Here is a 22,943-nt window from a genome sequence, read left to right on the forward strand (position 1 = left end):
CGGCGGGGTGCCGGCCGGCGACTGCGAGCTAGCCGCGGCGCGAAGCGATCATCGCTGTCGGACCACGACGAAGTCGGCGAGCGCCACGAACTGGGCGCGGACGGCGGCGGGCATGTCCACCGCGTCGAGCGCCTCCATGGCCTTCGTGTGCTGGCGGCGGGCCTCCTGCGAGGTCCAGTCCCGCCCGCCGGCCTGCTCGATCAGCGCGGCGCGGGTGGCGAACTCCTCCTCGGAGAAGTCGGCGAACTCCGCGTCCGGCTTATGGGCGTCGGTCGCCAGGATCTGGGCCAGGTGCTCGGAGTCCGGTCCGCCCGCGGCCAGGGCGGCGACCACCGGCAGGGACTTCTTGCGCTGCCGCAGATCGCTCCAGGTGCGCTTGCCGGTGGCCTCCGGGTCGCCCCAGATGCCGAGCAGATCGTCGACGGCCTGGAAGGCGAGCCCCAGGTGGTAGCCGTAGCGCTCCAGGGCGTCGGCGGTGCGGTCGTCGGCCCCGCCGAGGACGGCGCCGATGGAGGCGGCGCAGGCGAGCAGCGCACCGGTCTTGTTGCCCTCCATCTCCAGACACTCCTCGACCGTCACCCGCTCCCGGTGCTCATAGGAGATGTCCTGGGCCTGACCGTCGATCAGGTCCCGGGTGGCGGAGGTGAGCCGACGCGTGGCCCGACCGGCGTCCGCGGTGCCGAGCTCCAGCAGTATTTCGTTGGCCAGGGCGAACAGCGCGTCCCCGACCAGGATGGCCTGGGCCGGACCGTGCACCTTCCACACGGTGTCGCGGTGGCGGCGCTGCTCGTCGCCGTCCATCAGATCGTCGTGGAGCAGGGAGAAGTTGTGGACCAGTTCGACCGCGACCGCGCCGGGCACCCCGGTCTCCGGGGCGGCGCCCGCCGCCTCGGCGGACAGCAGGGCCAGCGCGGGGCGGACGGCCTTGCCGCCGTCGCCCGCGGCGGGGCGGCCCTCGGCGTCGATCCAGCCGAAGTGGTAGGCGGCGACGGTGTCCATGGGCGGGGCGAGCCGGCCCACGGCAGCGCGCAGCACCGGCGTGGCAAGCGTGCGGCCGCGCTCCAGCAGCGCGTTCACGCTCGCGGTGTCGACAGCTGGGGTCGCCGGGGTCACGGTCTCTCCTCTGTTTTCTGTGGTGGTGCTCATGCCGCCTCCTCGGGCGTCTCCCCGCCGGGGGCGGGAAGGTGATTCACATGCGGGCGGCCGATGTCGGAGAGGGCCGCGCGGGCGGCGGACAACCCGCTGCGCACGGCGCCCTCCATGGTCGCGGGCCAGCCGGTGGCGGTCCACGCACCGGCCAGATGGAGACCGGGTGCGTTGGTGGCGGCGGTGGGCCGCAGTTGGCCGACGCCGGGGACGGGGGCGAAGGTGGCGGTGCGCTCGCGGGTGACGAAGAAGTCCCGCACCCGCGCACCCCGCGCGGCGGGCAGCAGCCGCTCCAGCTCGGGCAGATAGCGTGCGCGCAGCTCGGCCACCGGACGGTCGATCTCGTCGTGGGCGGCGGACTGCGACACCGCCAGGTACTGGCTCGGTCCGGCCCCGGGGGCCCGCCGCAGCCCGGAGGCGTCCGTACGGTCGAAGACCCACTGGACGGGGCTGCCGAGGGCGGCGAAGAACGGACGGCGCAGCACGGTGCGGTCGTAGACCACATGCAGATTGAGGATGGGCGCGGTGCCGATGCGCAACAGCCGGTCCGGGTCGTCGAGGGCGCCGTCGGGCAGCAGGGCGTGGGCGTCCTGCTGGGGTACGGCGAGCACCACGGTGTCGGCGTCGTCCAGCGGGCGGGCGGTGGCGGCCCCGTCGGCGAGGTGCGGGCGCCAGCGGCCCTCCGGTGCGCGGGAGACGGCCGTCACCCGGGTGCGCAGCTCGGTGCGGACGCCCGCGGTGTCGAGTGCGGCGCGGGCGTGGGTGTCGTGCAGTTCGCCGAGCGGGGCGCGGGCCCAGCCGATGTCGGCGGCGCCGGGCCGGGAGAGCAGTCCGGTCTTGAAGACCATCGCGGCCAGGCCGAGCGAGGCATGCTCCGCGGTGGCGTTGAGCGTGGCCACGCCGACCAGGTCCCACAGCGCCTCGACGGCGCGCGGCGACTGTCCGTGGCGGCGCAGCCAGCTCGCGAAGTCCTCACCGTCCAGGGCCGGGTCCTCGGGGTCCAGCCGTCCCAGGGCGAGCGCGGCACGGCCCACCCCGGCCCGCTCGGCGAGGCTGAGGTGCGGATAGCTCGCCAGGCTCGCGGCCAGGTGCAGCGGCACCGGCAGGGCGGTGCGGCGCAACCGCCCCAGCCGACGCCCCGGGCGGGCCTCGGCGTCCAGCACGGGAACGTCCAACCGGCCCTGGACCGGGGCGAGTCGGGCCGCGCCCAGCCGGTCCAGGAACCACCGGTAGGCGGTGCAGCAGCGCAAGTAGACATGCTGGCCGTTGTCGACGGTCAGCTCGCCCGCGGAGGAGGAGCGGCGGAAGGAGAAGGCGAGACCGCCGAGGCGGGGCCGCCCTTCGAGGAGCGTCACCCTCATCCCGGCGTCGGCCAGCGCGAGCGCCGCCGTCGTCCCGGCGAGGCCGCCACCGATCACCAGGGCGGTACGGCCGCGCCCGGCGCCCTCCGCCCGTGGCGCACCCCGGGGGCCGGGGCGGATGAGGGGGGCCGTCATGAGCCCGTCCCCCCGAGCCGGCGGCGCGCGACCGCGCGGGCGTCGAGTCCGGCCAGCCCGCGCACGGCGACGTATGCCTTCTCGTGGGCGGGCAGCGAAACGCGGCCGCGCAGGACGGCCGCGGGGTCCCGGGCGATACGGTCCAGAAGTCTGCGGTAGATGCCCGCCATGGCGGCCACGCACGCCCCACTGCGGCGGTCCAGCAGCGGCAGCAGCCGGAAGCCCTCGTCGAACAGCGCCCGGGCCCGCCGCACCTCGAAGTGGACCAGGCCGGTGAAGTCCGCGTCGGGCGGGGCGGTGGAGCGGCGGAACGCGGTGGAGCAGCCGAACTTGGCCAGGTCCTCGGCGGGCAGATAGGTCCGCCCGGCGGCGGCGTCCTCGCGGACGTCCCGCAGGATATTGGTCAGCTGGAGGGCGAGGCCGAGGGTGTCGGCGTACTCCGGGGCGCGCCCGAGCTCGTCCTCGCTGTGCCCGGCGGCGGGCACGGTCCCGAAGACCCCCAGGGAGAGCCGCCCGATGGCGCCCGCCACACAGCGGCAGTAGACGGTGAGGTCGTCCCAGGTCTCGTAGCTCCGCCCGGCTACGTCCATCAGCACACCGTCGATCAGCTCCTCGAGCCCGCCGAGCGGGATCGGGAAGCGGTGGGCGGCGTGGGCGAGCGCGACGGCGACCGGATCGGTGTCGTCCTCGCCGATCCCGCCGTTACGGATCCGGCCGAGCAGGGTGCGGGTGCTCGCGAGCCGGGCCCGTTTGGCGTCGGCGTCGAGGGTGCCGTCCCCGATGTCGTCGATCCGGCGGGAGAAGGCGTAGAGCGCGGACATGGCATGGCGCTTCTCCGTGGGCAGCAGCCTGATGCCATAGGCGAAGTTACGGGCCTGGTGCCCGGTCACGGCCTCGCAGTAACGGTACGCCGCGAGCACTGGCGCGGACGCGTGCGGAGATCCGTTCACGGTCCGGCTCACCCCTCTCTTCGCAGTGTCGCCCCCACCTCGCGCAGCAGGCTGAGCTTGGTGGGCCTGGGCGGTCCAGGGAGTACGTCATGTCCCGTGGCCGCGACCGCCCGCAAGGCGGCTCTCCCCCCGGCCACGAATCCGGCCAGCAACACCTTCAGTCTGCCGTGGACGCTACCCACCAGCGGGGTGCCTTCATTCAGCAGGCTCCAGGCGCGTTCGGCCTCGTACGCGACCAGGGCGCGCACCGGTGCGCCGGCGCGGGGAGCGGTGAGGTCGGCCTCGGTCACCCCGAAGCGTTTCATGTCCTCGGCGGGGAGGTAGACGCGGTCCCTGCGGAGGTCTTCCGCCACGTCCTGGAGGTGCTCGACGATCTGGAGCGCGGTGCAGATCGCGTCGGAGCGGCGGATCCGCTCGGGGCTCGCGGTGCCGGTGATACCGAGGACGAGCCGCCCCACCGGATTGGCGGACAGCTCGCAGTAGTCCAGGAGCCCCTGGTAGGTGGCGTACCGCCGGACCCGCTGGTCCTGGCGGTTGGCCTCGATCAGGCCGAGGAAGGGCCCGGGGGTGAGGCCGTGGCGGCGGACGGTGGGGCGCAGGGCGCGCAGCAGCGGATGGCGCGGGGTGGCGGCGGGGTCGAAGACCCGGTGCAGGTCCGCCTCGAAGGCGCCGAGCAGGGCGAGCGGATCGTCCGCGCCGCCGGGGTCGAGGCCGAGCAGCCGGGCGTCGGCGCCGCCGGGGGGAAGGTCGCCGTCACCGATGTCGTCGACCAGCCGGGCATAGCCGTAGATGGCCATGAGGTCGGTGCGCCAGGCGCGCGGCAGGAAGAAGGGGGCGACGGGAAAGTTCTCGTGCGCGGCCTTGGCGAGCACGGCGCGGGCGGCCTGCTGTCCGTCGCCCGGACTGCTCGACGTGGTAAAGGAACGGCTGCGCTCGTCCTCGACGGTCACCGTGGACAGCCAGGCGTACGGGCGAGGACCAGGACGCCATGCGGATCCCGGCGACCGGAGCCCGTGGAAGCGCTGGAGAGGGGCCGTGTAGCCAATGCCGTCACATCCCCCGTTCTACACCGGTTACCAGGGTCGGCACGATCCGGACACGCCGCGCCACCATGTCAAGGGCGTCCGGCCCGGAGCCCCCGAACAGGCGACAACGGCCCGGTTCCGACATGATCCGGTTGGGCATTGCTACAGCTTACGCCTCTCGGTGTACAGATGTACGGAAGTACACCCCCATGTGCCCGCTTCGCACCCCGTGCGAGGGCGGCGCCCGGCCCGCCGCCGGGCCGGGCGCGCGGGTACTGGGCGTACTCGGACGACCCCGACGACGCGGCGAGGCGCGGTGCCAGGCGTCGCGGGCCCGCGACGATCGGCAGGACAGGGCCTAGGCCACTTCCTCGTAGAACTCGTCGATGTCGAGCACCGTGCAGAGGCTGCGCAGCTCGAACTCGAAGAAGGAGTGCCCCTCGGCCAGCGCGAAGGACATATGACCGAGCGCCTCCATGGAGATCACTCCGTACAGCCGCACCCAGCAGCGGAGCATGACCGCGATGGCGCCGGGCGGCATATCGACGTCCTGGTCCTCGCTGAGGGTGGTCAGCTGGCGGGCGAGCCCGGCGTCGAGCTCCTCGCCCTCGGGGGCGGGGAAGCCGCGCAGCCGCCACAGATCGGAGACCAGATCGGAGAAGACGGAGCCGAGGACCAGGCCCATATGGCGCTCGGGCTTGGTCTCCTCACGGCCGAGGCCGGGGGCCCATGGCCCCAGGATGAGGCCGAACTCATGGGGGTGCTTGATCGCCCAGATCCGCAGCGCGCGGGCGCCGCTGATCAGTCTGCGGCCCGGTTCCTCCTCCGGGAGCTTGCCGAGGACGCCGCGCATGAAGCGGGCCATCTCCTCGAAAATGTCCACCCGCAGTTGGAGGATGAGCGCATCACGGCTACTGAAGTAGCGGTAGACGGCTGGCGCGGTCATACCCATCTCACGCGCGATGGCCCGGATGGTGACGTTCTCCGGGCCCTCCTGCACAAGGAGCGTGCGGGCCACGTCCTTGATCTCGCGGATGGTCGCGATACGCAGCCGCTCGCGCCGTGAATACGGTGCGACGTGCGCTTCCCCTGGCGACACGCGTCCCCCTCCCCTGATGCCCCGCCGCTCGGCTACCCGGCGTACAGCCACACGATACAGCGCCTCTGTTTAGTGAACAGCAGCAGCGGCGGTGCCTCTGGTTCACGCAAGGGGGCGACGGCGTCCCGGCGGCCGCTCCGGACCGGCCGGGCGGGGATCCGGGCGGCCGGCCGGACCCCTCCGCAGCACCTCCCGGCACCCCAACATCCATCCGGCGTCAATCAGTTCGAGAGAGTAAATCCACATCCTGGACATGCGTTCAGGGGCTCCCTCCCCCGGTTCACCAGCGGAAGACTGGCTACCCGCCAGTCAACGTGTGTGACCGGCCATGAAACAGTTGACAGGCGCCATTGGCGCCGCTCTATAGTGAACACTCGTAGCTGAGGTGAATTTGATTCTTGCTCACCTCGCGACACCTGGCGAACAGACGGAACCGAGGATTCCCATTTCGGTCCGCCGCGTTGCGCCAGGAGCAAAATGAAGACACGGGGGGATACGTGCACGCACGATCATTGAGCGATCTGGTCGACGGCTGCCTTGATGGGGATCAGGACTGCTGGAATCAGATCGTCGAGCGGTATGCGCCGCTCATCTGGGCCATTGCCCGTTCTCATCGACTCAGTCCGGCGGATTGCTCGGATGTCAGCCAGGCGACCTGGATGCGCGTGGTACAGCATCTGGACAAGCTGCGCTCGCCCGAGCGGCTGGCACAGTGGATCTCCACCTCGGCGCGCCGGGAGAGCCTCAAGCATCTGGAGAAATCGGGGCGAAACATTCCGGTTGGCGGCGCCGAGGCGTTCGACCGGCCCGAGACCTCCGCACCGCAGCCGGAGGACGCCGCCCTCGCACGGGAGCGTGATGACGAGGTGTTAGCGGCCTTCTGCTCGCTCTCGCCGAAATGCCAGGCGCTGTTGGGCCTGCTGGTGACGGATCCGCCGATGTCCTACGACGAGATCAGCGAGACACTCGCCATGCCGCGCGGTTCCATCGGGCCGATCAGGTCACGCTGTCTGGCGCATTTGAAGAAGATTCTCCAGGAACAAGGGCGGGTGGAGAAAAGCGACACCGCCCTTGTCTCCCACATTCGCGCCGCCGGGCTGCGGGCCTACGCGGTGAGCCGCCGGACTACGCCTGAGAAGCATGGGCCGAACGGCTCTCGCGGACCTCGTCCTTCAGCTCCTCCGACCCGTCTTCCGCATTCTCGTCCCCATCACGACGAGCCGCGTTTTCTCTGAAGAGCGCCTGCGCATTCTCGATCACTTCGCGCGGCACCGGACCGAGAGCATCGGACAGTCGTCCCAACAATTCCGCTTGCTCGTGATCCATCGCTACGGCTCCCAACTGCACGACGGTGGGCACGTCCCATACCACACGCGTCGGCTCTTATCTCAGCAGTTCAATCTACAACAACTCATACCGCTTCACCATTGTGTGTCAGTGTCTTTACGGGCTGGTCGAGTTGGTGTGGGCCAGGTGTGGCGTACCGCGGCGTCTCCTCATGGTGCTGCTTCTCCCCTCGGACGAGATGAGTGGGCATGCCGCGTGCATACGCAGAAGCCCTTCGCGCTTGTCCCTACAGATACGCGATGTGACACTCTGGATACATGCGTCAGCCGTTCGAGTGACGCCTGCCCTTGGTGTACGACAGAGCCCCACCGGAACGGACCGGTGGGGCTCTGTCGTACACCGAGAGCGGGGAGCAAGGCAGGGCCGGGCTACTTGCCCGTCTCCTTCTCGTACGCCTTGATGACCTCGTCGGTCGGGCCGTCCATCAGCAGCTCGCCCTTCTCCAGCCACAGCACCCGGTCACAGGTGTCCCGGATGGACTTGTTGTTGTGGCTGACGAGGAAGACCGTGCCCGCGTCCTTGCGCAGCTCGCGGATCCGGGCCTCGGAGCGCTTCTGGAACTTCCGGTCACCGGTGGCCAGCGCCTCGTCGATCATCAGCACATCGTGGTCCTTGGCGGCCGCGATGGAGAAGCGCAGCCGAGCCGCCATACCGGAGGAGTAGGTGCGCATCGGCAGGGTGATGAAGTCGCCCTTCTCGTTGATACCGGAGAAGTCGACGATGCCCTGGTAACGCTCGCGGACCTGCTCGCGCGACATCCCCATGGCCAGTCCGCCGAGGATCACGTTCCGCTCGCCGGTCAGATCGCTCATCAGCGCCGCGTTCACACCGAGCAGCGACGGCTGGCCGTCGGTGTAGACCTGGCCGCGCTCGGTGGGCAGCAGCCCCGCGACGGCCTTGAGCAGGGTGGACTTCCCCGAGCCGTTGGAGCCGATCAGACCGATCGACTCACCGCGGTAGGCGGTGAAGGTGACCCCGCGCACCGCGTGCACCTCGCGCATGCCCGGAGCGTTCTTCCGGCCGAGCATCCGGCTCAGGGCGGCGGTGGCGCTGCCCCGGCCGCGCGGGCCGCCGTTGACCCGGTAGACGATGTGCACATCGTCGGCGATGACGGTGGGGATACGCGCCCCGGTGGAGTCCGTCTGCGTGGGCTCGCTCGGCCTGCCGGCCTGAGCGGCCTTGTCGAGAATCTGCTCAGCCACGGCCGTACTGCTCCTCTGCCTTCCAGAAGTACACGAAGCCACCGACACCGACCAGCACGGCCCAGCCCAGCGCCAGCGCCCAGACGTGCGGGGGCAGGGCCTCGGGCAGACCGTCGATCAGCGAGACCCGCATCAGGTCCATATAGACCGCCGCCGGGTTCGCCAGCAGCACGTCCGAGACCCAGGAGTGCGCCCCGGCCTCCTTGAGCATGTGCTCCAGCGGGTACATCACACCGGACGCGTACATCCAGGTACGCAGGATGAAGGGCAGCAGCTGCGCCAGGTCCGGCGTCTTGGCACCCATCCGCGCCATGATCAGCGCCACACCGGTGTTGAAGAGGAACTGGAGCGCCAGCACCGGGACGATCAGCAGCCAGGACAGGTCCGGGAAGTGCCCGAAGCCCAGCAGCACCACCAGCAGCACGATCATCGAGAACAGCAGCTGCTGGAGCTGCTGGAGCGAGAAGGAGATGGGCAGCGAGGCCCGTGGGAAGTGCAGCGCCCGCACCAGCCCCAGGTTCCCGGAGATCGCCCGCACCCCGGCCATGGCGGAGTTCTGGGTGAAGGTGAAGACGAACACACCCGTCACCAGGAACGGGATGTACTGCTCGTTCTTCAGCCCGCCCCTGCCGCCCAGCAGGAGGCCGAAGATGAAGAAGTACACCGCCGCGTTCAGCAGCGGGGTGGCCACCTGCCACAGCTGGCCCAGCTTGGCCTGGCTGTACTGGGCCGTGAGCTTGGCCTGCGAAAAGGCCAGAATGAAGTGACGCCGGCCCCACATCTGCCGGACGTATTCGCCCAGCCCCACCCGGGCACCGCTGACCGACAGCCCGTGCTTACGGGCCAGCTCGGCCGGGGACAGGCCGTCGTCGGGTGAGGTGGGACTCACGGCGACCGCACTGTCGTGCGTAATCTCGCTCACAGTTGACACTTTCGTCCTCAGGGTGCGCTGACCGGGGCGGCGCCCCGGGTCGCGCCCGATGCGTATCAGTTACGAGCTTGTCAGATGACCGGAGGGCGGCCCAGTCGGGTCAGGCGCCATACCGTACGCCACTTCATCGGCCGGCGGAGACCGCACGGTGTCTTCCAGCCTTCACGGAACCCTCCCCACCAGGCACGGAGCGCGGTCTTCGACGGCCGCCTGGCCAGTGTGAGCAGCAGCCAGACACCCAGATAGACCGGGACGAGCAGGGCAGGAAGGTTACGCCGGGCCAGCCAGACGCGGTTGCGGGCCACCATCCGGTGGTAGACCGCGTGCCTGCTCGGGGCGGTGGTCGGATGGTGCAGCACCATGTCCGACCGGTAGTCGATCATCCAGCCGGCGTCCAGTGCCCGCCAGGCGAGGTCGGTCTCCTCATGGGCGTAGAAGAAGTCGTCCGGCAACCCACCGACCTGCTGGAACACCGTGGTGCGGACCGCGTTGGCACCGCCCAGGAAGGTGGTGACCCGGGAGGACCGCATCGGGTCCGAGGCGCGCAGCCTGGGTACATGACGACGCTGGGTGACACCGGTGTCGGGGTCGGCGATCCGGAAGGAGATGATCCCGAGCTTCGGATCCGCCGTGAACGCCTGACGGCACAGTTCGGCCGTGTCGACACCGGGCAGCAGCCCGTCGTCGTCGAGGAAGAGCAGTACATCGACTTCTGATCCGCCCGGTCCGAACGCCTCTATACCGACATTGCGGCCCGCCGGGATGCCCACGTTCTCGGGCAGCTCGACGGTCCGTACGCCTTCGGGGAGCTCGGGCAGCGGTGAACCGTTGCCCACGACGACCACCTCGATCGGATCGCCGTCCTGCTTGGCGACCGAGTCGAGCAGCGCACGCAGCTCCTCGGGGCGGTTGCCCATGGTCAGGACAACCGCGCCGACCGTCATCGTGGCGCGGCTCACTTGAGCCTGCTCGACGCGAGGATGGACACCAGATGAAGAAGGGTTTGCACGATGGCGATACCCGCCAGTACGGCAACGCCCAGCCGGGTGAAGAACAGATCGCCGCGCACCTGGTCCGCGACCGCGGCCGCGAGGATGACCAGCGACGCCTCGACGCCGAGGACCAGCCGGTGGAACTTCAGCGCGGCGGCCGCCTTGCGGGCCAGCGCCATACCGGACGAGCGCGGCTCGGAGGCCGCCTCCTTGACCGGTGGCAGCCCGCCCTGGTGCCGGGCGACACCGACGAGATCGGTCTCGGCCTTGATCAGGATGGCGCCGAGCGCGCCCAGGGTGCCCAGGAAGGCCCACAGCCAGTCGATCCGCCCGGAACCCCACAGATCGGCGGCGCGCAGACCGAAGCCCACGAGCACCGCGGCGTCGCACAGATAGGCGCCGACGCGGTCCAGATAGACACCGCTCAGCGAGAACTGCTTCTTCCAGCGGGCTATCTCGCCGTCGACACAGTCCAGCAGCAGATAGAGCTGGACCATCAGCACGCCGAGAACGGCGCCCACGACCCCCGGCACCAGCAGGGCCGGGGCGGCGAGGACGCCGAAGACGGTCATCAGATAGGTCAGCTGGTTGGGCGTGACCCGCGTGTTCACCAGGTGCCGGTCGCAGCGCAGCGAGATCTCGCGCATATAGAGGCGCCCGGCCCAGTGCTCACCGCTCCGCCGGTCCTTCACACCCGCGGGGTGAACGACCGGGCGGAGTTCAGCCACTGATGGCTTGACTGACTGCTTTGGCATAGTCGGCGTATGCGTCCCTGATCGCGTCGGATGAGAGGTCGAGGTGCTCGAGGATGGTGTAGCGCCCGGGGCGGGTCTTCGGAGCGAACTCCACCACCTGCACGAACTCCTCGACGGTGAAACCGATTTCGTCCGGCAGCACCGGCAGCCCGTGCCGGTGCAGCACCTGGGCCATGAACGCCGACTCCTCGTGCGCGCCGCGCAGATACATCGCGAACGCGCCGCCCATACCGCACTGCTCGCCGTGGCTGGCCGCGCGCTTGGGGAAGAGGAGGTCGAAGGCGTGGTTGATCTCGTGGCAGGCGCCGGACGCCGGGCGGGAGTCCCCCGCGACCGACATGGAGATACCGGTGAGCACCAGACCCTCGGCCAGCACCTGGAGGAAGCCGTCGTCGCCGACGCCGCCCGGGTGCCGCAGCACGGCCTCGCCCGCCTGGCGCGCCATCGCGGCCGCGAGGCCGTCGATCTGCTCACCGGTCTCGCGGTTGGACAGCTCCCAGTCCGCGACCGCGGAGATGTTGGACAGGGCGTCGCCGATACCGGAGCGGACGAACCGTACGGGCGCCTCGCGAATCACATCGAGGTCGATGACCACGGCGATCGGGTTGGGCACCCCGTACGAACCGCGGCCCGCGTCGTTGTCCAGGGTCGCGACCGGTGAGCAGAGACCGTCGTGCGAGAGGTTGGTGGCGACGGCGACCAGCGGGAGGCCGATCCGCGCCGCGGCGAACTTCGCGCAGTCGATGATCTTGCCGCCGCCGAGCCCCACGACCGCGTCGTAGTGGCCGGACTTCATGGCGTCGGCCAGCTTGATCGCGTCATCCAGGGTGCCGCCGCCGACCTCGTACCAGCTGGCGCCGGGCAGGGCCGGGGCCAGCCGCTCGCGCAGCACGGCTCCGGAGCCGCCGCTGATCGCGACGGCCAGCTTGCCGGAGGACGAGATCCGCTGGTCCGCGAGGACGCCCGCCAGGTCGTCCAGAGCCCCCCGGCGGATGTCGACGACAAGCGGCGAGGGGATGAGCCTCGTCAGTACTGGCACGCGATGTCACGGCCCTTCGCCAGATCGTCGTGGTTGTCGATCTCGACCCACTTGACGTCACCGATGGGGGCCACGTCGACCTTGAAACCGCGGTTGACCAGCTCCTGGTAGCCGTCCTCGTAGTAGAGGTCGGGGTCGCGCTCGAAGGTGGTCTTCAGCGCGTCGGCCAGGTCGGCGGCGGCCTCGCCCTCGATCAGGGTGACGCCGATGTACTCACCGGTCGCCTCGGCCGGGTCCATCAGCTTGGTGATCTTCTGGACGCCCTTGGCGGGGTCCACGACGACCTTCATCTCCTCGTCGGCGAGCTGCTTCACCGTGTCCAGCGCGAGGATGATCTTCTGGCCGTCGCCGCGCGCGGCGAGCAGGGTCCTCTCGACGGAGACCGGGTGCACGGTGTCGCCGTTGGCGAGGATCACCGAGTGCTTGATGGCGTCACGGGCGCACCAGAGGGAGTAGGCGTTGTTCCACTCCTCGGCCTTGTCGTTGTCGATCAGGGTGAGCTTGAGGCCGTAGCGCTGCTCCAGGGCCTCCTTGCGCTCGTACACGGCTTCCTTGCGGTAGCCGACGACGATCGCGACCTCGGTCAGCCCGATCTCGGCGAAGTTTCCGAGAGTCAGGTCGAGGACGGTCGGCTCGCCCTCCTTCCCTTCGGGTCCCACGGGCACCAGGGCCTTGGGGAGGGTGTCGGTGTAGGGGCGCAGACGCCGTCCGGCGCCGGCCGCCAGCACGAGGCCGATCATGCGGGTTCTCCTGTTTCGTCGTGTACGGCGGGTGCTCCGGAGGACACCCAGAAGCGGATGCTCTCGATGAGCACCGCCAGCGCGAGGGCCGCCGCGAGTGCGGTCAGCGCGATGGTGAAACCGTGGTTCTGGTCGTGCAGCAGGGCGGCGGCGACCGTGACCGCCAGGATCCGCCCCTCGTGCCCGCCGATCGCCCGAACCAGCCAGTGCGGCGGCGCCCCGGCGCCGCCGCGGATGCGGTACACCGTGTCGTAGTGATGGTAGGCGACCGCGGCCACCAGCCCGAAAGCCGCCGGCAAGGCACCGTTCACCTCGGAGCGGGCGGCCACCACCAGGATCGTGCCGTATTCGGCGGCGCGGAAGACCGGCGGCACCAGCCAGTCCAGCGGACCGCTGAGGGGTGCGGCCACGGCGAGGCCCGCGCAGAGCGCGTATCCGCCGGCCGCGGCCACCGGCAGCCAGCCGCCGGGGGCGGTGGCGGCGCAGGACACCAGCAGCGCGGCCCCGAGGGCGGCGATCAGCGGTGCCAGGAAGCCGCTCGGGCGGCGGGCCGCCGCCTTGGCGATCAGTTCGGCGATCGGGCCGGAGTCGGCGAGCTCGGCGAGGGTGCGGGCCGCGCGCTCGGTGCGCCGGGCACGGCGGGTGAGCGAGCGCAGCACCCGGCCCGCGGTGGTGTAGCAGGCGGCCAGCGCGCAGCCGATGATCAGGACCCAGAGGGTGATACGCGGGGTGGTGCACGCGGTGAGTACGGCGATCATCGCCCAGCGCTCACCGATCGGCAGCACGATCATCCGGCGCAGCCAGACCGTCCAGCCGACGCTGTCGAGGCGGTCGGAGAGGGCGGCGGTGGGGCTGGTGTTGCCGGTGGCGTCGTGGTTGGCCTCGTTGAAGGAGAAGTCCACGACATGGCGGCAGGTCTGGAGCACCATCGCGCCCAGCGCGAGCGCCCAGACGTCATCGCCGCCGCGGGCGGCGCCCAGGGCGAGCCCCGCGTAGTACGCGTACTCCTTGGCCCGGTCGAACGTCGCGTCCAGCCAGGCGCCGAGCGTGGAGTACTGGAGCGAGTAGCGGGCCAACTGGCCGTCGGTGCAGTCGAGGACGAACGAGGCGATCAGCAGCACCCCGGCCGAGATGAACCCGGGCCGGGTGCCGGTGGCCGCGCAGGCCGCCGCGATGAGCGCGGTCAGCAGGGAGGCGGTGGTGACCTGATTGGGGGTCAGTCCGCGCCGGGCGCACCAGCGGGCGAGATAGCGGGAGTAGGGGCTGATGCAGAAGGTGGTGAAGAAGCCGTCGCGCGACTTCACCGCGGTACGCAGCCGGACGCGCTCGTCGTCCACCGCGTCGACGGCGTCCCGGGTCCTGGCCCGCTCCGGGGCGTCCCCGGGCACGGCGGCGACGAGCACACCGAGCTCGGGCCGGTGCGGGGTGACGCCCTCGGTGGCGAGGGCGGTGGCGAGGTCGTCGGGCAGCACCGCGCCGGTGGCCGTCGTCACAGCGGCGTCCGTCACACCGGCGGCGTGGCTCGCGCCGTCGGCCGGGGCCGGGCCGGGGGCCGCGGACTCCAGGGCCGGGACGGCGGCGGTCTCCGGGGCGGACGTGGCGGCCGTCACCGCGCGGGTCAGCGCGGCGCGGGCCTCGGGCTGGACAGCGAGCGCGCCGGACACGGCGGCGGCGGGGAAGCGGGGGTCGGTCAGCGCCAGGCGCAGCGCGTGGACGTGGCCCACGAAGCGCGCGTCGACGAGGGCGACCCGCTCGCGGACCGGGATGGCGGCGAGCTCCGCCGCCGCTCCGGCCGCGTCGGGCGCCCTGCGCACATCGAAGCCCAGCGATCGCAGATCGTCCTCGAGGGACGAACCCGCGATCGGGTCACCGGTGAGAATCGCGGTCGGCAGACGAACTCACTCCTTGGCAGCTGACATGGTGGCCGTGCCGTCTGGCACCGGCCGGGGGCCCCTGCGGGCAACGGGCATCGCACGCCCCGGCCCCGGATGGGGCGGGCGGCACGTCGGCAGAGGCTATCGGATCGAGAGAAGCGCCCGTTCACCGCACATTCATCGCCCGATCGGGGGAACGACCGCTTCCGCCCCGCCGTCGATCATCATGGTGGATGGCGGCTGTCCGCGACAAACGCCCGGCCCTGGGCGGCGGTGGATAGGGTGCGGTCATGACATGGCTGATCACAGGTGGTGCCGGATATATCGGGTCGCATGTCGTGCGGGCCATGGCCGAGGCGGGAGAGTCCGTGGCCGTGCTCGACGACCTCTCCAGCGGCGTCCGGGACCGGTTGCCCGCCGAGGTGCCCCTGGTGCGCGGGTCCACGCTCGACCGTGAGCTGCTGGACACCACGTTCGCCGAGCTGAACGTGACCGGAGTGGTGCATCTCGCGGCGAAGAAGCAGGTCGGGGAGTCGGTGGAGCAGCCGCTGCGCTACTACCGGGAGAATGTGCACGGCCTCACGGTGCTGCTGGATGCGGTGGTCGGGGCCGGGATCCGCAGCTTCCTCTTCTCCTCCTCCGCCGCGGTCTACGGGACGCCCGATGTGGAACTGGTCACCGAGGACCTCCCCTGTGTGCCGGTGAACCCGTACGGGGAGACCAAGCTGGCCGGAGAGTGGCTGGTCAGGGCGGTGGGCAAGGCTCATTCACTGTCCACGGGCTGTCTGCGCTACTTCAATGTGGCGGGTGCCACCCGGCCCGAGCTGGCGGACACCGGGGTGTTCAACATCATCCCGATGATGTTCGAGCGGATCACGAAGGGCGAGGCCCCACGGATCTTCGGCGATGACTACGCCACCCCCGACGGCACCTGCGTCCGTGACTACATCCATGTCGAGGACCTGGCGTCCGCCCATCTGGCGGTGGCCCGGCGGCTGGCCGCCCAGTCGGAGCCGGGCGATCTGACCGTGAACATCGGCACCGGTCAGGGGGTCTCGGTGCGTGAGATGGCCGATCTGATCGCGGAGGTCACCGGACGTCCGGAGCCGGGCCCGGTGGTGGAGCCGCGCCGGGCGGGCGACCCGGCCCGGGTCGTGGGATCCACCGAACTGATCGCCAAGGAGCTGGGCTGGAGCGCCCGGCACGGGGTCCGGGCGATGGTGGAGTCGGCGTGGGAGGGCTGGTGCCTGCGCCACCCGGAGGCGCGCGGCTGACCCGGGCGGCGCCGCCGACCGCCGGTGTCGCCCCCGGCCGTAGTTCACTGGTGACAGGGGACCGCGGTGCGTGAGGAGGGCCGTAGACGGATGGGTGCGGGTCACGACCACGGCCGCGGCCTCGCCACCGCGGGCGCCGCCCACCGGTGGCGGCTGCGGATCGCACTGGCCATCACCCTGACGGTGATGGCCGTGGAGGTCGTCGGCGGGCTGCTCGCGGACTCGCTGGCGCTGCTGGCGGACGCCGGGCATATGGCGACGGACGCGCTCGGGCTGGCGATGGCGCTGCTGGCGATCCACTTCGCCGGCCGCCCGCCGAGCCCGCGCCGTACCTATGGCTACGCCCGTGCGGAGATCCTGGCCGCGCTCGGCAACTGTCTGCTGCTGTTCGGCGTCGGCGGCTACATCCTCTACGAGGCCGTCCTGCGGTTCATGCACCCCGCGCCCAGCGACGGGGGGCTGACGATGGTCTTCGGCGCCATCGGGCTGGCCGCGAACGCGGTGTCGCTGGCGCTGCTGCTCGGCGGCCAGCGGGAGAGCCTGAACGTACGCGGTGCGTATCTGGAGGTGCTGGCGGACGCGCTGGGCTCGGTGGCGGTCCTGGTGTCGGCCGGGATCATCCTGGCCACCGGGTGGCGGACGGCCGATCCGATCGCCTCGCTGCTGATCGCGCTCATGATCGTCCCGCGCACCTTCAAGCTGCTGCGGGAGACGCTGAACGTGCTGCTGGAGGCGGCGCCGCGGGATGTCGACATGGACGCGGTGCGCGCCCATATCCTCGCCCTCCCCGGTGTCGAGGGGCTGCACGATCTCCATGTGTGGACGATCACTTCCGGTATGCCGGTGCTCTCCGCCCATGTGGTCGTCGATCCCGGGGCGCTGGACGCGGTGGGCCACGAGAACATGCTGCACGCCCTCCAGGGCTGTCTGGGGCGCCATTTCGACGTCGGGCACTGCACATTCCAGCTGGAACCGGGTGGGCACGCCGATCACGAGGCCAAGCTGTGCCACTGACGCTGTGCCACTGACACGAACAGCGGGTACACATGCGGCAGACTTGCAGGCTCAAGAGTCGCGACGACGAGGATGGTCATGCCGATCACACCACCCAACGGCCGCTCCGCCGAGACCACCGCGCCCCCCGCGCCGAGCGGTTCCGCCGAACCGATCATGCTTGAGCTGGTCGATGAGGACGGCACGACGATCGGCACCGCGGAGAAGCTCTCCGCGCACCTCGCCCCGGGCCGGCTGCACCGGGCGTTCTCGGTCTTCCTCTTCGACGGGGCCGGGCGGCTGCTGTTGCAGCGGCGGGCGCTGGGCAAGTACCACTCCCCCGGTGTCTGGTCCAACACCTGCTGCGGCCACCCCTACCCCGGCGAGCCGCCGTTCGTCGCCGCGGCCCGGCGGACCGGGGAGGAGCTGGGCCTCGCGCCCGCGCTGATGCGCGAGGCGGGCACGGTCCGCTACAACCACCCGGATCCGGCCTCCGGCCTGGTCGAGCAGGAGTACAACCACCTCTTCGCGGGGCTGGTCCGGGTGGCTCCGCGGCCGGATCCGCTGGAGATCGGCGAAACCGCCTTCGTCACCCCGGACCAGCTGGCGCGGCTGCGCTCGGACCATCCGTTCTCGGCCTGGTTCCCGACCGTGCTGGACGCGGCCAGGCCGGTGATCCGCGAGCTCACCGGGGCCGGGGCGGGCTGGTAGCCGCCCCGGCGACGGCCAGCGGCAGGGCGGCCCAGACCGCCTTGCCGCCGCCTGCCGTGTGGTCCACGTCGTAGATCCCGCCCGTCTCCTCGGTGATCGCCTGGACGAGCAGCAGCCCGCGTCCGCCGGTGCCGCCCTGGTCGGCGGCGAGCGCCACCGGGCGGTACGGATGGTTGTCCTCGACGGCGACACGGACCCAGTCCGGGCCGAGGGACACCTCGACGGCGATCTCCGGGGAGAGCAGTGCGGCGTGCCGTACCGCGTTGGTGACCAGCTCGGAGACGATCAGCAGCAGGTTGGGCAGCAATTCGCCGTGGACGGGGACCCGCTGACGGGTCAGCAGGTCGCGCACGGCGTGCCGGGCCTGCGGAACGGAGGAGTCCAGGGCCGGGGCCGTGAACCGCCACACCCCGTCGTAGACGGGGGGTCTGCGCGGCGGCGCATGTCCCTGCTCCGAGGGGATTCTTCCGACGATCTCCATGTCCGATACCCACCCATCACCGCGGCCCGACCACCACTCCCGTCGAGTGTTGGGAATCCGTTGGTACGGACCGGCGAACTGATCAGAAGTTAACGTCTATTGGCTGCTTTTGATCGTTGGCGTATGCCAGCGTCACGCGAAGGATCATTCCCGCCCGGCTAGGGGCACCCCTGGTGAACATCCCTCGTCCGGACGCGAGCGGGGGTCCGGACCCCCGCGGCCCCGGTGCCCGGCCCGGATACGATCCGCCGCATGGAGCCCTGCCTGCACCACCACATCGCCGACGGCATAGCGACCGTGGTGATCAGCAACCCCGCCAAGCGCAATGCGATGACCCCCGGCATGTGGCACGCGCTGCCCCCGCTGCTGACCCGGCTCGCCGCCGACCCGGCCGTACGCGCGCTGGTGCTCACCGGCGACGGGGACACCTTCTGCGCGGGCGCGGACATCGGTGCGCTCAGCACGACCTTCGAGGAGACCACCGGGGCGGCGCTGCCCGCCGAGGAGGCCCTCGCCGCGTTCCCCAAGCCGACCCTCGCCGCCGTGCGCGGCTCCTGCGTGGGCGGCGGCTGCCAGCTGGCGGCCGCCTGTGACCTGCGGTTCGCGGAGGAGGGCGCGCGGTTCGGGATCACCCCGGCCAAGCTGGGCATCGTCTACGCCCCCGGCTCCACCCGGCGGCTGGTGGAGCTGGTCGGCCCCGCGACCGCGAAGTATCTGCTGTTCTCCGGCGAGCTGATCGACACCGGGCGGGCGCTGCGCACCGGGCTGGTGGACGAGGTGCTTCCGGTGGGCGGTCTGGACAAGCGGGTGGCCGCATTCGCCCAGGTCCTGATCTCGCGCTCACAGCTCACCCAGGCGGCGGCGAAGGAGTTCGCGGCCGGTCCGGCGGACCCGGAGCGGATCGCGTACTGGCGGGAGCAGACGCGTACGAGCGGGGAGGCCGAGGAGGGCGTGGCCGCGTTCCTCGGCCGCCGGACACCCCGTTTCCGCTGGACGCCCCCGGCCGTATGAGGGCGGCCGCGGCCACCGGGAAACCCGGGCTTCCGACTCCCCCTACCTGCCGGTAACGTGCGGCGCATGACCTCACTCCCCGAGCGTGTCGCACGCCGCTGCTACACCGTCGTCAACCCGCTCCACTCGGCCGTCTACTTCGCCCCGGACTACGGCCATGAACTGGCCCGGCTGGGCATGGAGGAGCGCGGGGCCGTCTACTTCGTGAGCCGCGCGGCGGCGTTCGGCCGGGTCGGGGCGGGGACCGTCACCGCCACCTTCTACAACTTCAAGCATGAGCTGATCGCCCGCCACCTCCCCAAGGTGTGGGACGTGATCTCCCCCGAGGCCGCCCTCGAGGCCCGGCTGCGCGCGGCCGACTCGGTGCTGCGGCGGGTGCTGGGCGACGAGACCGTCGCGTCCAAGGATATGGCCGAGGCGGCCGAGCTGGCCGTACGCGCCACGGAGGCGTGTTCCCGGGCCGCCCGCCCGCTGTACTCCGCGCACGCCGATCTGCCCACCCCGGACGCCCCGCATCTGGCGTTCTGGCACGCCGCCACGCTGCTGCGCGAGCACCGCGGCGACGGCCATCTGATGACGCTGGTCGGCGCCGGGCTCGACGGGGTGGAGTCGCTGGCCAGCCACGCCGCCTCCGGCAAGGGGATGTCCCCGAAGTGGATCCTGCGCACCCGCGGCTGGACCGAGGAGGAGTGGACGGCCGCCCAGGACCGGCTGCGCGGCCGCGGACTGCTGACCGCGGACAACGAGCTGACGGAGGCGGGCGTACAGCTGCGCGCCGCGCTGGAGGAGGAGACGGACCGCCTGGACGCGGCGCCGTACGAGCACCTGGGCGCGGCGGGAGTGGCCCGGCTGACCGAGCTGGCCGGGGCCTTCACCACGACCGCGCTGGAGCGCGGCGCCTTCCCCGCCGACCTCATCGGCAAGCACTGACCCGCCCCGCCGCGGCGCACACCCCGGCCGCCCATGACCCCCGGTCGTGGGCGGCCGGGGTTTGTCCTGCCCGGGCCGGGATACCCGGTGAATGTGCGCGATCGGCCGCCCGTACCGGGTGCTCAACCGCGCGCCGCGCACGCCGGCGAACGCCCGTGCTCCGCGTGCGTACGGCGCCCGGCGGTGGCTGCCGATCCGACGCCCGCGACTGATTGGAGAATTCCGTGTTCCGCGCCATCGCCGACGTGCTCCGCGCCATCGGTTCCACCCTCGCCGCCGTGGTGACGCTCCCCTTCCGGGCCGTGGCCCGCCTCTTCGGCGGTGCCTCGGACACGGCGCGCGGCGGACGCCGCCGGCACGTCTGACCGTCCACACGTCCACCCGCCCCCGGTCCGCCGCGACTCCCGCCCCGCCGTAATCCCTCGGCCGCGACCGCTTCACCGGTGCCACCTGCCACAATGCAGAGGCAGTGCATACCGAAAGCGGAGCGTGATCGTGACGACGTCCATCGAAGGCAGGATCGCCGAGGAACTCGGCGTACGGGAACGGCAGGTCAAAGCCGCCGTCGAGCTGCTCGACGGCGGCTCTACCGTGCCGTTCATCGCGCGCTACCGCAAGGAAGCGACCGAGATGCTCGACGATGCGCAGCTGCGCTCGCTCGAGGAGCGGCTGCGCTATCTGCGGGAGTTGGAGGAGCGGCGCACCGCGATCCTCGAATCGGTGCGGTCCCAGGGCAAGCTGGACGAGGCCCTGGAGGCGCAGATCCGCGGGGCCGACTCCAAGGCGCGGCTGGAGGACATCTACCTCCCCTTCAAGCCCAAGCGCCGTACCAAGGCGCAGATCGCGCGCGAGGCGGGTCTGGAGCCGCTGGCCGACGGGCTGCTGGCGGATCCGTCCGTGGAGCCCACCGCCGCCGCGGCCGCCTTCGTGGACGCCGAGAAGGGCGTCGCGGACCCGGCGGCGGCGCTCGAGGGCGCCCGCGCCATCCTCACCGAGCGGTTCGGGGAGGACGCCGACCTCATCGGCGAGCTGCGCGAGCGGATGTGGGGGCGCGGCCGGGTCGCCACCAAGGTGCGGGAGGGCAAGGAGGAGGCGGGCGCCAAGTTCGCCGACTACTTCGACTTCTCCGAGCCGTTCACCGAGCTGCCCTCGCACCGGGTGCTGGCGATGTTCCGCGGCGAGAAGGAGGAGGTCCTCGACCTCGCCCTGGAGCCGGAGGAGCCCGCGGCCGCCGAGCAGCCCGGCCCCTCCTCGTACGAGCGCTCCATCGCCCAGCGCTTCGGTATCGCGGACCGCGGCCGCCCCGGCGACCCCTGGCTGCTGGACACCGTCCGCTGGGCCTGGCGCACCCGGGTCCTGGTCCACCTCGGCATCGATCTGCGGCTGCGGCTGCGGCAGGCCGCGGAGGACGAGGCGGTGCGCGTCTTCGCCGCCAATCTGCGCGATCTGCTGCTCGCCGCCCCGGCGGGCACCCGCGCCACGATGGGTCTGGACCCCGGCTTCCGCACCGGTGTGAAGGTGGCCGTCGTGGACGCCACCGGCAAGGTGGCCGCGACCGACACCATCTACCCGCACGTCCCCCGCAACAAGTGGGACGAGTCCCTGGACAAGCTGGCCCGGCTGGCCCGTGAGCACGGCGTCGAGCTGGTCGCGATCGGCAACGGCACCGCCTCCCGCGAGACCGACAAGCTGGCGGGCGAGCTGTGCGCCAAGCACCCCGAGCTCAAGCTCACCAAGGTCATGGTCTCGGAGGCGGGCGCCTCGGTGTACTCGGCCTCGGCCTTCGCCTCCCAGGAACTGCCCGACCTGGACGTCTCGCTGCGCGGCGCGGTCTCCATCGCCCGCCGCCTCCAGGACCCGCTGGCCGAGCTGGTGAAGATCGACCCCAAGTCGATCGGTGTCGGCCAGTACCAGCACGACCTGTCCGAGGTGAAGCTCTCGCGCTCGCTCGACGCGGTGGTCGAGGACTGTGTGAACGGTGTCGGGGTCGACGTCAACACGGCCTCCGCCCCGCTGCTCAGCCGGGTCTCCGGAATCGGCGCCGGGCTCGCCGAGAACATCGTCGCCCACCGCGACACCAACGGGCCCTTCCGCAGCCGTACCGCCCTCAAGGACGTGTCCCGGCTCGGCCCCAAGGCCTACGAGCAGTGCGCGGGCTTCCTGCGGATCCGCGGCGGGGACGACCCGCTGGACGCCTCCAGCGTGCACCCCGAGGCGTATCCGGTGGTGCGCCGGATGGTCACCTCGGCGGGTGGTGAGGTGACCTCGCTGATCGGCAACACGGCGGTGCTGCGGAGCCTGCGTCCGGACGAGTTCGTGAACGACGCCTTCGGTCTGCCGACGGTCACGGACATCCTCAAGGAGCTGGAGAAGCCGGGCCGCGACCCGCGCCCCGCGTTCAGGACCGCCACGTTCAAGGAGGGCGTCGAGAAGATCGGCGACCTCGCCTCCGGCATGGTCCTGGAGGGTGTGGTGACGAACGTGGCGGCGTTCGGCGCGTTCGTGGACGTGGGTGTGCACCAGGACGGTCTGGTCCATGTCTCCGCGATGTCCAAGACGTTCGTCAAGGACCCGCGGGACGTGGTGAAGCCGGGTGACATCGTGCGGGTGAAGGTCCTCGACGTGGACATCCCGCGCAAGCGGATCTCGCTGACGCTGCGGCTGGACGACGAGGCGGGCGGCGGCTCCGGTGGCGGCGGTGGCCGTGACCGCGGTCGTGACCGCGACCGCGAGCGCCCCGACAACGGCCGCGCACCGCGCGGCGGCGGCCGACGGGGCGCCCCGCAGCAGCGCCAGGGCGGCCGTGGCGGCGGTCGCGACGCGGCCCCGGCGAACGGCGCGATGGCCGACGCCCTGCGGCGAGCGGGGCTGCTGGACCCCAAGCGTCGCTGACGAACGCGGCACGATACGGCGTATGACGCGTGGCCCGGCGAGCACAGCCCGCCGG

Annotated in this window: 21 protein-coding genes; 8 read left to right on the top strand and 13 right to left on the bottom strand. The window is 71.4% G+C overall.

What is annotated here, in order from left to right; genetic code table 11:
• Positions 1-48: 48 nt before the first annotated feature.
• The 5 genes from AB0C66_RS25745 to AB0C66_RS25765 form a co-directional block, all read right to left on the bottom strand.
• Positions 49-1,146 carry a polyprenyl synthetase family protein gene (locus tag AB0C66_RS25745; RefSeq protein WP_362443080.1) on the bottom strand — a complete coding sequence of 366 codons (1,098 nt, stop codon included), beginning with the start codon at positions 1,144-1,146 and terminating at the stop codon, positions 49-51.
• A complete protein-coding gene (gene hpnE / locus AB0C66_RS25750; protein ID WP_362443083.1) occupies positions 1,143-2,642 on the bottom strand; it encodes a hydroxysqualene dehydroxylase HpnE in 1,500 nt (499 codons plus the stop codon). The genes AB0C66_RS25745 and hpnE overlap by 4 nt, the downstream gene beginning before the upstream one ends.
• Positions 2,639-3,604 (bottom strand): presqualene diphosphate synthase HpnD, encoded by a 966-nt coding sequence (gene hpnD / locus AB0C66_RS25755; RefSeq protein ID WP_362443086.1) that lies wholly within the window; start codon positions 3,602-3,604, stop codon positions 2,639-2,641. Before hpnD ends, hpnE begins: the two co-directional genes overlap by 4 nt.
• Positions 3,601-4,464 carry a squalene synthase HpnC gene (gene hpnC / locus AB0C66_RS25760; RefSeq protein ID WP_362443324.1) on the bottom strand — a complete coding sequence of 288 codons (864 nt, stop codon included), beginning with the start codon at positions 4,462-4,464 and terminating at the stop codon, positions 3,601-3,603. The genes hpnD and hpnC overlap by 4 nt, the downstream gene beginning before the upstream one ends.
• Positions 4,465-4,975: 511 nt before the next feature.
• On the bottom strand, positions 4,976-5,716 hold the full coding sequence (locus AB0C66_RS25765) for a TetR/AcrR family transcriptional regulator (protein ID WP_362443089.1): 741 nt from the start codon (positions 5,714-5,716) through the stop codon (positions 4,976-4,978).
• Between the two features lie 512 nt (positions 5,717-6,228).
• Between AB0C66_RS25765 and AB0C66_RS25770 the strand changes: the two genes are divergently transcribed.
• Complete coding sequence (locus tag AB0C66_RS25770) at positions 6,229-6,951, top strand: sigma-70 family RNA polymerase sigma factor (RefSeq protein WP_362443092.1); 723 nt, start codon at positions 6,229-6,231, stop codon at positions 6,949-6,951.
• Positions 6,952-7,431: 480 nt separating this feature from the next.
• On the opposite strand, the gene AB0C66_RS25775 is transcribed toward AB0C66_RS25770, so the two are convergent.
• From AB0C66_RS25775 to AB0C66_RS25805, 7 genes are all read right to left on the bottom strand, one after another.
• On the bottom strand, positions 7,432-8,184 hold the full coding sequence (locus AB0C66_RS25775; RefSeq protein WP_362443327.1) for an ABC transporter ATP-binding protein: 753 nt from the start codon (positions 8,182-8,184) through the stop codon (positions 7,432-7,434).
• A gap of 73 nt (positions 8,185-8,257) precedes the next feature.
• Entirely contained in the window at positions 8,258-9,187 is a 930-nt protein-coding gene (locus tag AB0C66_RS25780) for an ABC transporter permease (RefSeq protein ID WP_362443095.1), read from the bottom strand.
• Between the two features lie 80 nt (positions 9,188-9,267).
• The gene (locus AB0C66_RS25785) at positions 9,268-10,140 is read right to left on the bottom strand and encodes a glycosyltransferase (RefSeq protein ID WP_362443330.1); all 873 of its coding nucleotides are present in this window, start codon (positions 10,138-10,140) and stop codon (positions 9,268-9,270) included.
• Between the two features lie 11 nt (positions 10,141-10,151).
• Complete coding sequence (locus AB0C66_RS25790) at positions 10,152-10,943, bottom strand: CDP-alcohol phosphatidyltransferase family protein (protein ID WP_362443098.1); 792 nt, start codon at positions 10,941-10,943, stop codon at positions 10,152-10,154.
• A complete protein-coding gene (locus tag AB0C66_RS25795; RefSeq protein ID WP_362443101.1) occupies positions 10,909-11,982 on the bottom strand; it encodes an iron-containing alcohol dehydrogenase family protein in 1,074 nt (357 codons plus the stop codon). Before AB0C66_RS25795 ends, AB0C66_RS25790 begins: the two co-directional genes overlap by 35 nt.
• A complete protein-coding gene (locus tag AB0C66_RS25800) occupies positions 11,970-12,722 on the bottom strand; it encodes a phosphocholine cytidylyltransferase family protein (RefSeq protein WP_362443104.1) in 753 nt (250 codons plus the stop codon). Before AB0C66_RS25800 ends, AB0C66_RS25795 begins: the two co-directional genes overlap by 13 nt.
• Entirely contained in the window at positions 12,719-14,614 is a 1,896-nt protein-coding gene (locus AB0C66_RS25805; RefSeq protein ID WP_362443333.1) for a DUF5941 domain-containing protein, read from the bottom strand. The genes AB0C66_RS25800 and AB0C66_RS25805 overlap by 4 nt, the downstream gene beginning before the upstream one ends.
• Positions 14,615-14,886: 272 nt before the next feature.
• On the opposite strand from AB0C66_RS25805, the gene galE reads away from it, so the two are divergent.
• From galE to idi, 3 genes are all read left to right on the top strand, one after another.
• A complete protein-coding gene (galE, locus tag AB0C66_RS25810) occupies positions 14,887-15,870 on the top strand; it encodes a UDP-glucose 4-epimerase GalE (protein WP_362443106.1) in 984 nt (327 codons plus the stop codon).
• Positions 15,871-15,960: 90 nt separating this feature from the next.
• A complete protein-coding gene (locus tag AB0C66_RS25815; RefSeq protein ID WP_362443109.1) occupies positions 15,961-16,884 on the top strand; it encodes a cation diffusion facilitator family transporter in 924 nt (307 codons plus the stop codon).
• A gap of 78 nt (positions 16,885-16,962) precedes the next feature.
• The gene (gene idi, locus AB0C66_RS25820; protein ID WP_362443112.1) at positions 16,963-17,574 is read left to right on the top strand and encodes an isopentenyl-diphosphate Delta-isomerase; all 612 of its coding nucleotides are present in this window, start codon (positions 16,963-16,965) and stop codon (positions 17,572-17,574) included.
• Here idi and AB0C66_RS25825 read toward each other — a convergent pair.
• Positions 17,549-18,055 carry an ATP-binding protein gene (locus AB0C66_RS25825; RefSeq protein WP_362443115.1) on the bottom strand — a complete coding sequence of 169 codons (507 nt, stop codon included), beginning with the start codon at positions 18,053-18,055 and terminating at the stop codon, positions 17,549-17,551. The genes idi and AB0C66_RS25825 overlap by 26 nt on opposite strands.
• 252 nt (positions 18,056-18,307) lie before the next feature.
• On the opposite strand from AB0C66_RS25825, the gene AB0C66_RS25830 reads away from it, so the two are divergent.
• From AB0C66_RS25830 to AB0C66_RS25845, 4 genes are all read left to right on the top strand, one after another.
• A complete protein-coding gene (locus AB0C66_RS25830) occupies positions 18,308-19,066 on the top strand; it encodes an enoyl-CoA hydratase/isomerase family protein (RefSeq protein ID WP_362443118.1) in 759 nt (252 codons plus the stop codon).
• A gap of 66 nt (positions 19,067-19,132) precedes the next feature.
• A complete protein-coding gene (locus tag AB0C66_RS25835; RefSeq protein ID WP_362443121.1) occupies positions 19,133-19,996 on the top strand; it encodes a hypothetical protein in 864 nt (287 codons plus the stop codon).
• 224 nt (positions 19,997-20,220) lie between these two features.
• Complete coding sequence (locus tag AB0C66_RS25840; RefSeq protein WP_362443124.1) at positions 20,221-20,361, top strand: LPFR motif small protein; 141 nt, start codon at positions 20,221-20,223, stop codon at positions 20,359-20,361.
• 130 nt (positions 20,362-20,491) lie between these two features.
• Positions 20,492-22,888, top strand: coding sequence for a Tex family protein (locus AB0C66_RS25845; RefSeq protein ID WP_362443127.1), 2,397 nt, complete (start codon positions 20,492-20,494; stop codon positions 22,886-22,888).
• Positions 22,889-22,943 lie beyond the last annotated feature (55 nt).

Origin of the sequence: Streptomyces sp. NPDC048636 (assembly GCF_040650655.1) — a bacterium.
Taxonomy (GTDB): Bacteria; Actinomycetota; Actinomycetes; order Streptomycetales; family Streptomycetaceae; genus Streptomyces.